The 11,937-nt window shown below is 70.7% G+C and carries 13 protein-coding genes; 6 read left to right on the forward strand and 7 right to left on the reverse strand.

Annotation, left to right across the window (positions count from 1 at the left end):
- Positions 1-133 precede the first annotated feature (133 nt).
- Positions 134-739, forward strand: coding sequence for a MarC family protein (locus AB0D27_RS10320; RefSeq protein ID WP_362504941.1), 606 nt, complete (start codon positions 134-136; stop codon positions 737-739).
- 94 nt (positions 740-833) lie between these two features.
- Here the strand turns inward: AB0D27_RS10320 and AB0D27_RS10325 are convergent, their stop codons facing one another.
- On the reverse strand, positions 834-989 hold the full coding sequence (locus AB0D27_RS10325; RefSeq protein ID WP_362504944.1) for a hypothetical protein: 156 nt from the start codon (positions 987-989) through the stop codon (positions 834-836).
- A gap of 226 nt (positions 990-1,215) precedes the next feature.
- Here AB0D27_RS10325 and AB0D27_RS10330 point away from each other — a divergent pair, with 226 nt between their 5' ends.
- On the forward strand, positions 1,216-2,112 hold the full coding sequence (locus AB0D27_RS10330) for an NYN domain-containing protein (RefSeq protein ID WP_362504947.1): 897 nt from the start codon (positions 1,216-1,218) through the stop codon (positions 2,110-2,112).
- On the opposite strand, the gene AB0D27_RS10335 is transcribed toward AB0D27_RS10330, so the two are convergent.
- Positions 2,109-2,990 carry an alpha/beta hydrolase gene (locus AB0D27_RS10335; RefSeq protein WP_362504950.1) on the reverse strand — a complete coding sequence of 294 codons (882 nt, stop codon included), beginning with the start codon at positions 2,988-2,990 and terminating at the stop codon, positions 2,109-2,111. The genes AB0D27_RS10330 and AB0D27_RS10335 overlap by 4 nt on opposite strands.
- 178 nt (positions 2,991-3,168) lie before the next feature.
- On the reverse strand, positions 3,169-5,793 hold the full coding sequence (locus tag AB0D27_RS10340) for a DEAD/DEAH box helicase (protein WP_362504953.1): 2,625 nt from the start codon (positions 5,791-5,793) through the stop codon (positions 3,169-3,171).
- Between the two features lie 267 nt (positions 5,794-6,060).
- Between AB0D27_RS10340 and AB0D27_RS10345 the strand changes: the two genes are divergently transcribed.
- A complete protein-coding gene (locus tag AB0D27_RS10345) occupies positions 6,061-6,834 on the forward strand; it encodes a ferritin-like fold-containing protein (protein WP_362504956.1) in 774 nt (257 codons plus the stop codon).
- Between the two features lie 36 nt (positions 6,835-6,870).
- On the opposite strand, the gene AB0D27_RS10350 is transcribed toward AB0D27_RS10345, so the two are convergent.
- The 4 genes from AB0D27_RS10350 to AB0D27_RS10365 form a co-directional block, all read right to left on the reverse strand.
- Positions 6,871-7,140, reverse strand: a complete 270-nt coding sequence (locus AB0D27_RS10350) for a hypothetical protein (RefSeq protein ID WP_362504959.1) — start codon at positions 7,138-7,140, stop codon at positions 6,871-6,873.
- 292 nt (positions 7,141-7,432) lie between these two features.
- Positions 7,433-7,660, reverse strand: coding sequence for a DUF3107 domain-containing protein (locus tag AB0D27_RS10355; protein WP_028801993.1), 228 nt, complete (start codon positions 7,658-7,660; stop codon positions 7,433-7,435).
- Between the two features lie 135 nt (positions 7,661-7,795).
- Entirely contained in the window at positions 7,796-8,437 is a 642-nt protein-coding gene (locus AB0D27_RS10360; protein ID WP_362504962.1) for a TetR/AcrR family transcriptional regulator, read from the reverse strand.
- A 291-nt stretch (positions 8,438-8,728) separates the two neighbouring features.
- Complete coding sequence (locus AB0D27_RS10365; RefSeq protein WP_362504965.1) at positions 8,729-8,944, reverse strand: hypothetical protein; 216 nt, start codon at positions 8,942-8,944, stop codon at positions 8,729-8,731.
- Between the two features lie 158 nt (positions 8,945-9,102).
- Between AB0D27_RS10365 and AB0D27_RS10370 the strand changes: the two genes are divergently transcribed.
- From AB0D27_RS10370 to AB0D27_RS10380, 3 genes are read left to right on the forward strand one after another with little or no spacing between them, the layout of a single operon-like run.
- Positions 9,103-10,116 (forward strand): alpha/beta hydrolase, encoded by a 1,014-nt coding sequence (locus AB0D27_RS10370; RefSeq protein ID WP_362504968.1) that lies wholly within the window; start codon positions 9,103-9,105, stop codon positions 10,114-10,116.
- A 7-nt stretch (positions 10,117-10,123) separates the two neighbouring features.
- Complete coding sequence (locus AB0D27_RS10375; protein ID WP_362504971.1) at positions 10,124-11,638, forward strand: DUF3152 domain-containing protein; 1,515 nt, start codon at positions 10,124-10,126, stop codon at positions 11,636-11,638.
- Positions 11,639-11,694: 56 nt separating this feature from the next.
- Complete coding sequence (locus AB0D27_RS10380; RefSeq protein WP_362504973.1) at positions 11,695-11,787, forward strand: Ms4533A family Cys-rich leader peptide; 93 nt, start codon at positions 11,695-11,697, stop codon at positions 11,785-11,787.
- The last annotated feature ends 150 nt before the right edge of the window (positions 11,788-11,937 follow it).

The raw sequence follows: 11,937 nt of genomic DNA on the forward strand, positions 1-11,937 counted from the left end.
CTGCTCGCGCGGTTCTCCGCCGCGCCGGCGGCTGGCTTCTGCCACGTTCCACCGCGGTGGCGTTCTGCCGCGCGGAACTCCTGCCCACAGCGGTCACCACCGCGTTCACCACCTTCCGCAAGGCCAAATCACCGTGTTCGACGTCGCCGTCTTCGGCTCCCTGTTCCTCACCCTCTTCGTCATCATGGATCCCCCCGGGATCACCCCGATCTTCCTCGCACTCACCGCCGGACGCCCCGCCAAGGTGCAGCGGCGGATGGCCTTCCAGGCCGTCTGTGTGGCCGGCGGCGTGATCGCGGTCTTCGGGCTGCTCGGGCACCAGATCCTGAACTACCTGCACGTCTCCGTGCCCGCGCTGATGATCGCGGGCGGACTGCTGCTCCTGCTGATCGCCCTCGACCTGCTGACCGGCAAGACGGACGAGCCGAAGCAGACCAAGGACGTCAACGTGGCCCTCGTACCGCTGGGCATGCCGTTGCTCGCCGGGCCGGGCGCGATCGTCTCCGTGATTCTCGCTGTGCAGAAGGCCGACAGTGTCGCCACGCAGGTGTCGGTGTGGACCGCGATCCTCGCGATCCATGTGGTGCTGTGGGTCGTGATGCGGTACTCGCTGCTGATCATCCGCGTCATCAAGGACGGCGGTGTCGTGCTGGTGACCCGCCTCGCGGGCATGATGCTCTCCGCGATCGCCGTGCAGCAGATCATCAACGGGGTCACCCAGGTGATCCAGGGCGGCTGAGCGCCCCGGGAACACGCAGAGCCCCGTACGGCATCGGTGCCGTACGGGGCTCTGAAGTCTGAAAAGTGTCCGCGGTGTCAGCGCGTCGGTCGCGTTATGAGGCGGAAATCGAATCGGCCGGACGGATCCACAGTCGCTGCCCGATGGCGGCGGCCTGCTGAACGATCCGGTTGACGGAGGCGGCGTCCACAACGGTGCTGTCCACGGGCGTGCCGTCGACGTCGTCGAGTCGCATGATTTCGAAGCGCATGGGCTTCTCCCTTCGTCTGGTCATCCTCCTGAGGAGAACTACTCGTGAGTGGTGCGCGAGGCGTCGGTGCCCCCGCTTCCGTACGTATTCAACGGGGTGCGTGTTACAAACATTCCCTACGCTAAGGAAATTTTTCGAGAACCTAACTACTGAGCGGTAAGTGGCATGGCGGAGACTGACCGGGGCCAGTTGTGTTCGCAGCGTGACCGCCGGGACAATAGAGGCGATGAACGACGACCTCGCGGCGCTCGGCGCCCGCATCGACCGCACGAACGAGCTGCTCCAGCGCATGCTCGCCGAGGTGGCGAAGACGCCCTCGACCCACGCGATCTTCGTCGACGCCGGGTATCTGTACGCGGCCGCGGGGCGGCTCGTCGCCGGGACGGAGGACCGCCGCTCCTTCGACCTGGACACCGAAGGCCTCATCGAGGCGCTCATCGACCGGGCCCGCACGATCTTCGCGGACAGCAGGCTGTTGCGCGTCTACTGGTACGACGGCGCGCGGCGCCGCATCCACACCGCCGAACAACAGGCGATCGCCGAACTGCCCGACGTAAAGGTCAGGTTGGGCAACCTCAACGCCAACAACCAGCAAAAAGGCGTCGATTCCCTCATCAGATCCGACCTCGAGTCCCTCGCGCGACATCGCGCCATCAGCGACGCCGCGCTGCTCGGCGGCGACGAGGACCTGGTCTCGGCGGTCGAGGCCGCGCAGGGGTACGGGGCGCGGGTCCACCTGTGGGGGATCGAGGCGCCGGAGGGCCGCAATCAGGCCGAGCCGCTGCTCTGGGAGGTCGACAGCCAGCGCACCTTCGACCTCGACTTCTTCAAGCCGTACGTGGCTCGGCGCACCGCCCTCTCGTACGACGCGACGGCGGCGAGCCGCCCCAGCCGCGAGGACGTACGCTTCGTGGGCGCGCAGGTCGCCGCGAAGTGGCTGGCCGCGCGGGGCCGGGAGTCGCTCGTGGAACTGCTGCCCGGGCACCCGTACCTCCCCGGCTCGGTCGACCAGGACCTGCTGGTCGAGGCCGAAGGGCTGCTGCAGTACTCCCTGCGGGGCCAGGCGGACCTGCGCCGCGCGCTCCGGGACGGCTTCTGGGAGCATCTGCAGGCGCAGTACTAGGGCCTGTCGGCCTCGGCTGTGCTGTCCCAGAAGTCGGCGAGGGCGCGGGCCGTCTCCAGGGGCTGATCCGTGTTGGGGGAGTGCTCCGCTCCGGGTACGACCGTGCGCCGGGCTCCCAGCCGTACGGCCATCTCGTCCAGCAGGGACACCGGCCAGGTGTCGTCGAGTGCGCCGGACAGCACGTGCTTTGCCAGCGGGACGGCGGCCAGTTCGGCGACGCGGTCGGGCTCGGTGCACAGTTGGCGGCCCGTCGCGATGAGCTGGGCCGGGCTGTTGGCCAGCCAGCGGCGGCGCAGGTCGGCGCGGTCGTCGAGGCCCGAGTCGAGGGTGCCGGTGTCGGTCTCCTCGGGCGGCTCCATCGCCTGGATCGCCTCCCACACCTCCGCCATGTCCATCACCGCGAGCGCGTCCCGCAGCAGCTTGACGCGCTGCTGCTGCGACACGGAGATCTGGGCCGGGCCTGAGGCCATGAGCGTCAATGAGACGAAGGGGGACGGTTCCATGAGTACCGCGGCGCGGGAGATCTGGCCGCCGAGGGAGTGACCCACGAGGTGTACGGGGGTGCCGACGGCGGCGGCCTGCGCGAGCACATCCCTCGCCAACTCGCCCTGCTCATAGGCCGTTTCGTCGTCCTTCGGCCCCTCGGTCTCGAACTGACCGCGTCCGTCCACGGCGACTGTCCGATACCCCCGCGCCGCCAACGGCTCGTGCAGCGCGATGAAGTCCTCCTTGCTGCCGGTGAATCCCGGCAGCAGGAGCGCGGTTCCCTTGTGCCGGCCGTGCGGCGCCGCGTCGAGCACGGCGAACTCACCACGCACGGTGACCAGCCGACTGGCACGGACTCCGGAGGGCGGGACGAAGCTGGGGGGCCTACTCATGCCCCTGAGGCTATCGCGGGAAGGTTTTAGCCCGTCCGGCGTTCGAGGACGAGCGCGTTAGCGCGGTATGGGGGCCCGGGGGCGGAGCCCCCAGGTAGGGGACGGATAGGGGCGGAGGGGGCGAAAAAAACCGATGGCCCGGCCCCACCGGAGTGGGACCGGGCCATCGGACAGGGGATCAGCTCTCCGCAGGCTCCGCGGCCTTGCGCGTCCGCCGACGGACCGGCTTGGCCTCGGCGTCCGTGACCTCGCCGGCCGGCTGGGCCGGAATCTCGGCGTCAACGGCCTTACGCGTACGCCGACGCACCGGCTTGGCCTCCACGGCCTCGGCCGTGTCCACGGCGACGGCGGCCTTGGCCCGCGTCCGCCGCGGCTTGGCCTCGGCGACTTCGGTCACCTCGACCGCAGGCTCGGCTGCCTTGCGCGTCCGCCGACGGACCGGCTTGGCCTCGGCGTCCGTGAGCTCGCCGGCCGGCTGGGCCGGAATCTCGGCGTCAACGGCCTTGCGCGTACGCCGACGCACCGGCTTGGCCTCCACGGCCTCGGCCGTGTCCACGGCGACGGCGGCCTTGGCCCGCGTCCGCCGCGGCTTGGCCTCGGCGACCTCAGGAGCAGCCTCAGACACAGCCTCGACCGTGTCGACGACGGCCTCCGCGGCCTTGCTGGTCCGCCGACGCGCGGGCACGACCGGAGCCTCAGCGGCGTCCACACCCGCCTCAGCCGTGACGGGCGTCTCCGCGGCCTCGGCGACCTTGCGGGTCCGCCGACGTACGGCCTTGACCGGAGCCTCAGCGGCGTCCACAGCCTCAGTCGCGAGGGGCGTCTCCGCGGTCTCCGCGGCCTTGCGGGTCCGCCGACGTACGGTCTTGACCGGAGCCTCAGCGGCGTCCACAGCCTCAGTCGCGAGGGGCGTCTCCGCGGTCTCCGCGGCCTTGCGGGTCCGCCGACGTACGGCCTTGACCGGAGCCTCGGCGACGTCCGCGGCGCTCTCGGCCACGGTCTCAGCCGTCACCGGCGCCTCCACGGCGTCCACCGTCTCCGCGGCCTTGCGGGTGCGCCGACGGCGCGGCTTGGCCGACTCGTCGACGACATCCTCGGACGGCGCCATGGCGGCCACCGCGGCCTCGGTCACCGACGGCTCCACGGCTGCCGTGGCCGCGACCGGCGCGGCCCCGTTCCGGGTGCGCCGACGGCGGCGCGGGGTACGAGGGTCGGTGGCCTCGACAGCGGCGGACTCGGTGGGCGTCTGCGCGGCCGGAGTCCCGGCCGTCTCCTCCATCGCCGAACCACCGCGCGTACGACGGCGACGACGCGGCGTACGCTCCGAGCGGTCGCGCTCGGCGGACGGCGCCGGGGAGCGCTCACCACGCTCAGCACGGTCGCCGCGGCCACCGCGACCGCGCGGCCCACGGCCACCGGTCTCACCGAGATCCTCGACCGCCTCGGCGGCGAGCCCGGCGCGAGTGCGCTCGGAACGCGGCAGGACACCCTTGGTGCCGGCCGGAATGCCCAGCTCCTCGAAGAGGTGCGGGGACGTGGAGTACGTCTCCGGCGGGTCGTTGAAACCGAGGTCCAGCGCCTTGTTGATCAGCTGCCAGCGCGGGATGTCGTCCCAGTCCACGAGGGTGATCGCGATGCCCTTGGCGCCCGCGCGGCCCGTACGGCCGATGCGGTGCAGGTACGTCTTCTCGTCCTCGGGGGACTGGTAGTTGATGACGTGGGTGACACCCTCGACGTCGATGCCGCGGGCGGCGACGTCGGTGCAGACGAGGACGTCGACCTTGCCGTTGCGGAAGGCGCGCAGCGCCTGCTCGCGGGCGCCCTGGCCGAGGTCGCCGTGGACCGCGCCGGAGGCGAAACCGCGCTGCTGCAGCTGGTCGGCGAGGTCCGCCGCCGTCCGCTTGGTGCGGCAGAACACCATCGCGAGCCCGCGGCCGTCGGCCTGCAGTATGCGCGCGACGAGCTCGGGCTTGTCCATGTTGTGCGCGCGGTAGATGAACTGCGCGGTGTTCGCGACCGTCGCGCCCTCGTCGTCCGGCGCGGTGGCGCGGATGTGCGTGGGCTGCGACATGTAGCGGCGCGCGAGGCCGATGACCGCGCCCGGCATGGTCGCCGAGAACAACATCGTCTGACGGCGGGCCGGCAGCATGTTCATGATCTTCTCGACGTCGGGCAGGAAGCCCAGGTCGAGCATCTCGTCGGCCTCGTCCAGGACGAGGGCCTTGATGTGCTTGAGGTTGAGCTTCTTCTGGCCCGCGAGGTCCAGCAGACGCCCGGGGGTGCCGACGATGACGTCGACGCCCTTCTTGAGGGCCTCGACCTGCGGCTCGTACGCCCGGCCGCCGTAAATGGCGAGAACGCGTACGTTGCGGACCTTGCCCGCGGTCAGCAGGTCGTTCGTCACCTGGGTGCACAGCTCGCGCGTCGGGACGACGACGAGGGCCTGCGGGGCGTCGGTGAGCTGCTCGGGCTGGGCCCGGCCCGCCTCGACGTCCGCGGGGACGGTGACGCGCTCCAGGAGCGGGAGGCCGAAGCCCAGCGTCTTGCCGGTGCCGGTCTTGGCCTGGCCGATGACGTCGCTGCCGGACAGGGCAACGGGGAGCGTCATCTCCTGGATGGGGAAGGGGTTGATGATGCCGACGGCCTCAAGGGCCTCGGCCGTCTCGGGAAGGATTCCGAGCTCTCGGAAAGTCGTAGTCAGGGTGCTGCCTCTTCTGTGTACGCGGTGCGAGGCGAGCGCGGGGGTCGTGTCGGGACCGTGCCGGGGACGTCGGCCGCTCTTGACGGGCGGGCCGAGTGGCATGGGACCACTGCCGACGCTCGAGCTCTCGTACCACTGAGGGTTCCCTCCGGGTGTCGTACGCGATGTGCCGTACCGACGTGGAGGGCTGTCGGGTCGGAGCCGATCGGGCCACCGACCGGGCATCCTCATTCATGCGGCCCGTCGGATACTCGGCGGGCGCATTACCACCATACCCTGGAATCGCGCATGTGCGATGGCCGATTTGGTCACGTAGTGGTCGTCACACTGATTGACCAGGGACTTCCCTGTTGCGGTGAGCGGGCTATTGTGCGCTTCATGACGACGCCTGACAACGCCGCTGACACACCCGCCGAGGCCGCCACCGGGGACACCGCTCCCGCGGCCACCTCAGTCGCCGCCCAGAACTGGGACACGGCCTCCACCGAGCCCCAGTACCGCGCCGCCGTCGTCGACCTGCTCGGAGCGCTCGCGTACGGCGAACTCGCGGCGTTCGAGCGGCTCGCCGAGGACGCGAAGCTGGCGCCCACGCTCAGCGACAAGGCCGAGCTGGCGAAGATGGCGTCTGCCGAGTTCCACCACTTCGAGCAGCTGCGCGACCGGCTCTCGGCGATCGGCGCGGAGCCGACGCAGGCGATGGAGCCGTTCGTCGCCGCGCTCGACGGATTCCACCGGCAGACGGCTCCCTCGGACTGGCTGGAGGGGCTCGTCAAGGCGTACGTCGGCGACTCGATCGCCAGCGACTTCTACCGCGAGGTCGCGGCGCGGCTCGACTCGGACACGCGCGGCCTCGTCCTCGCCGTCCTCGATGACACAGGACACGCCGGCTTCGCCATCGAGAAGGTGCGCGCCGCGATCGACGCCGACCCGCGCGTGGGCGGTCGGCTCGCACTGTGGGCGCGACGGCTGATGGGCGAGGCCCTGTCCCAGTCGCAGCGCGTGGTCGCCGACCGCGACGCCCTGTCGACCATGCTCGTGGGCGGTGTCGCGGACGGCTTCGACCTCGCGGAGGTCGGCCGGATGTTCTCGCGGATCACCGAGGCGCACACGAAGCGGATGGCGGCGCTGGGGCTGGCCGCCTAACCGCGGCGCCTGTGGAAGGGGCGTCCGCGGAAGGGGTTACGCCGTCGCGGAGCGGCGGCGAAATCCCTCCTCCGGGCGGAGCAGCAGCGAGAGCGACGCCGCGGAGACGGCCGCCGCGCCGACGAGGATCAGCAGGAAGTGGCCGGCGCCCAGCGCGGTGTGCGTCAGGAAGGCGCCGAACAGGGCGCCGACCACGCCGGTCGAGAGCACCAGGGTGCGGGCCGGCAGCCGGTGCGGCAGGCGATACGCGGCCGCCCACGCCAACGCGAGACCGAGCATCGCGGAGCCGAGCACTTCCAAGAACATGGTGGGGGTCCCTCCCGCACGGCCGGTGCAAATCGGTCGTAGCCGGTCTTACCCCTGGCGTGCGGAACGCAATCCTCCTCTGTGGGCCGTCTGTGTGCCGTCCGGGCAAGCGAAAGGGCCCATCGGAGCAAGGACAAGGGGCCTGGACCGGGAAGGCGAAAGGGCCGCGTCGGGGCAAGAGAAGGGGCCTGGACCGGGAAGGCGAGAGAGCCGTGTCGGGGCAAGCAGGCGAAGGGGCCCGGTGACACAGTCACCGGACCCCTTTCCGCTTGCCTGAGCTCGCTCGCCCGAACTACAGCGCGCTGAATCCGACCTTGCGCTGAGTCGGCTCGCCGAGCTCCACGTAGGCCAGGCGGTCGGCCGGAACCAGGACCTTACGGCCGTGGTCGTCCACGAGGCTGAGCAGCTGCGACTTGCCGGCCAGCGCCTCGGACACCGCGCGCTCGACCTCTTCCGGGGTCTGACCGCTCTCCAGAACGATCTCGCGGGGCGCGTGCTGCACGCCGATCTTGACCTCCACGGCTATGTCCCTCCGACGGTCAGTGATGTGCGCGTTCGTACGCGCCGTACGCAGCACACATTAGCCCGGTGAGGGGACGTACACGCTCCGCCCAAGAACGCCAGGAGCGAACAATGGGCGGGAACAAATGACCGGTCAGTGGTGATCGGTGCCGTGCAGCGGGAAGCCCGCGATGCCCCGCCAGGCCAGCGAGGTCAGCAGCTGGACCGCCTGGTCGCGCGGCACGCTGCGGTCGCTGTGCAGCCAGGAGCGCGCCACCACCTGGGCCAGGCCGCCCAGACCGGAGGCGAGGAGCATCGACTCGGCGCGGGAGAGGCCGGTGTCCTCCGCGATGACCTCGCAGATCGCCTCGGCGCACTGGTACGTCACCTTGTCGACGCGCTCGCGGACCGCGGGCTCGTTGGTCAGGTCCGACTCGAACACCAGCCGGAAGGCGCCGCCGTCGTCCTCGACGTACGCGAAGTAGGCGTCCATCGTCGCGCGGACGCGCAGGCTGTTGTCCGTGGTGGACGCGAGTGCGGTCCGTACCGCGTGCAGCAGGGACTCGCAGTGCTGGTCCAGCAGGGCGAGATACAGATCGAGCTTGCCCGGGAAGTGCTGGTAGAGAACCGGCTTGCTGACTCCCGCGCGCTCGGCGATGTCGTCCATGGCGGCCGAGTGGTACCCCTGCGCAACGAACACTTCCTGGGCGGCGCCGAGGAGCTGGTTGCGTCGGGCACGGCGCGGCAGGCGAGTGCCCCGCGGGCGTGCCGCCTCTGTCTGCTCGATGGCTGTCACGCCGCCTCCCAAAATTGTCCACATGCGGTGTGCGCCGCGCGGCCATCGTACTTTTCGGTAACCGTGGTGTGCGCGCTGCGAGCGCAGAATTTCACGGACCGGACGCGGGCGAAAGTGGCGCGAAGTATGCCGAACGGGGCGAGCTGGGCGCTTCGCCGGTCCCGACTGCCCCCGACTGCCCTGATCAGCGATGTCCCGTCACGGGTGGTTGACCTCTTTCATGGAGCGGTGCTCGTCCTCTTTCATGGACGGTGCTCGTTCCCTTGGACGGACGGTGCTCGTCCTCGTCGCTCACCTGTAGTCGTCCTCGTTGAGTTCCACGACCCGGGCCTGCTCGGCGATGTCCGCCTCGTTGGCGTTGTCGGGATCGCCGACCGGTTCCGGATCGTCGTCCGAGGGGTTCAGCTCGGTGTGCTGCTCGGCGGCGTCGGCCTCCGGGGCTTCCGCGTCGTCGACTTCCCGGAACTGGTCGTCGAAGGTCCCGGGGTCTGTCGGGTCGACTGTCATGGTTCCTCTTCCCGAACGGTGCGAGTGCGCTCCTGTGTGCCTACGAGTGCCCTCGTCTGAAGCGTAGGAGACACCCGATCGAGACGCTATGCGATCCGCACGCGATCTGTGATGGCGAACACATGAGCCAGTGCGTGATCGTCTCGTAACATTGCCGCATGTCTTCGACCGAGCTGCCGTCCCTGCCGGCCACCACTGTCACGCCGAAGGTCGGTCCCGTCAGGGTCGCGGAGGGCGAGCGGCTGCGATCGGTCGGGCTGCCGGGGATCACGCTGACGGTGCGGTCGAGACCGCCGGCGCGTGAGGGACTGCCGGCCGCGTTGTACGTGCACGGCCTGGGCGGTTCCTCGCAGAACTGGTCGGCGCTGATGCCGCTGCTCGACGGGCTCCTGGACAACGAGGCCCTCGATCTGCCCGGTTTCGGGGACTCCCCGCCGCCGGACGACGGGGACTACTCGATCACCGGGCACGCGCGCGCGGTCATCCGGTATCTCGACGCGGCCGGGCGCGGGCCCGTGCATCTCTTCGGGAACTCGCTCGGCGGGGCCGTTTCGACGCGCGTCGCGGCCGTACGGCCCGATCTGGTCCGCACGCTCACACTGATCTCGCCCGCCCTCCCGGAACTGCGCGCACAGCGCACCGCGTGGCCGACCGCGCTGCTCGCGCTGCCCGGCGTGGCGGGGCTGTTCACCCGGCTCACCAAGGACTGGAGCGCCGAGCAGCGCGTACGAGGGGTCATGGCCCTTTGTTACGGCGATCCCAGCATCGTGACTCCCGACGGGTTCCGCGAGGCGGTGGACGAGATGGAGCGGCGGCTCGCCCTCCCCTATTTCTGGGACGCCCTCGCTCGCTCGGCGCGCGGTCTCGTGAACGCGTACACGCTGGGCGGCCAGCAGGGGCTGTGGCGCCAGGCCGAGCGGGTGCTCGCGCCGACACTCCTCGTCTACGGCGGCCGCGACCAGCTCGTCGGCTACCGCATGGCCCAGCGCGCGGCTCGCGCCTTTCGCGACTCCCGGCTGCTGTCCCTGCCGGACGCGGGGCATGTCGCGATGATGGAGCACCCGCAGACGGTGGCCACGGCGTTCCGTGAACTCCTCACGGACAGAGGCGAGTCCAGCTGCGACTCCGTCTCGGTCTCCGCGTCCGCGTCCGCTTCCGGTGCGGGGAGCTGAGCGGGGCGTGGGACGTCACAGCCGCCGCGGGCGCGCGGACAAGGCGGATACCTCGGAGTGGCCCGCGGGTTCGGCGCCGGAAGCCGTTGCGGCCCGGGGTGCGGTGCCGGGGCAGATACCCGGTGCCCCTCGCCGTGCGGCGGCTCCGCCGCCAGGGGCGATGGGGCAGCGGCCCGCGATGGACGGGACTCCGGCTCGGGGAGTACCGCGGCTTCCCGATGGGACTCCGGCGCACGGTGTGCCCCGCTTTCCGGATGGGACCCCGGTGCACGGTGTGCCTCGGTTCCCCGATGGGACCCCGGTGCACGGTGTGCCCCGCTTTCCCGATGGGACTCCGGCCGGCGGCGTCCCGCGTATGGCCGATGGCACGGCCACCCACGGCGTCCCCCGAGTGCGTGGCGGTCACCCGGAGCAGCGTGAACAGGGCGGCGGCTGGGGCGACTTCGGAGGCGGCCCGCAGAGCGCGCCGCCCGGCGCCCCCCACGGTGTGCCGTCCGGCTCTCCCGGGCCCCGCATCCCCCGCCAGCGCCAGGAGTCCGGGCGTGGCCCCCGGCAGGCGTACGTCGACGCCTTCGACCGCGACGAGGACGACGACGTCTTCGTGCCCCGCCCCGCGACGGGCCACCGCACCGACCCGTACGGTTCCGTCACCGACTGGGACCCGGAGGCGGACGAGAAGCCGCTGCCCGAGGCCGAGGAGCCGGCCAAGGGCAAGGGCGGCAAGGGGCGGGCGTTCACCGGGATCGCGGCGGCCGCGGTGACCACCGTGCTGGCCGTCGTCGTGGCCGGGCAGGTCGCCACCGGGCAGCAGGACTCCGGGGCCCGCGCGCAGTCCGCCGATGGCGGTGACCGCGAGACCCACGGCTCCGCCTCGCGCGGGGACGACCGGCCGACCCAGTCGGGGACGCCGGGCGCGGCGACGCTGACGTACGACCAGAAGATGGCCAAGACGTACGCGCTCGGCGCCACGCTCAAGGGATCGGGGAAGTTCGACGCGGTCCCCGGGTTCGACAAGGCTCCGGGCAAGGGCCGCAAGTACACCTACCGCGTCGACGTGGAGCAGGGGCTCGGACTCGACGCCGCGCTCTTCGCCGAGGCCGTGCAGAAAACCCTGAACGACGACCGGAGTTGGGCCCACAACGGCGGCCGTACCTTCGAGCGGATCTCCTCCGGGAAGCCCGACTTCGTGATCACGCTCGCGAGTCCGGGCACCACCGCCAAGTGGTGCGCCAAGTCAGGGCTCGACACCGCGGAGGACAACGTGTCGTGCGACTCGGCGTCGACCGAGCGCGTCATGATCAACGCGTACCGCTGGGCCCAGGGCTCCAAGACCTACGGTGACAAGATTCACGCCTACCGGCAGATGCTCGTCAACCACGAGGTCGGCCACCGGCTCGGATACGGGCACGTCACCTGCGACAAGGACGGCGAACTCGCCCCGGTCATGCAGCAGCAGACCAAGTTCCTCGACCACGACGGGATCCACTGCCGGGCCAACCCGTGGCCCTATCCCGGGAGTTGACAGGAGCCCCACGACTCACGTTGACATGCGCCGAAAGTTCGTTCATATTTCTCCGCATGTCGCCTCGTCACATCTCCGCCCGCGCCGCCATTGAGCTGGCGCTGATCGGTGTGACCGCGATCTGCGTGGCCGACATTCACTGTCGCTGACGCCCGCCCCTGGCGAGTGCGTCGCTTTTCCCTCGTTTCGTTTCCGTGCGCCCGTGCCTCTTTCCGGTCCGGTCGGATTTCGACGCCTGACGCCTTGGGCGAGCTGCGCTCTCCTCCGTCTCACTCCGCGTCAATCCGTCTCACCATTCG

The sequence above is a fragment of the Streptomyces sp. NPDC048415 genome, assembly GCF_040651675.1.
GTDB lineage: Bacteria > Actinomycetota > Actinomycetes > Streptomycetales > Streptomycetaceae > Streptomyces.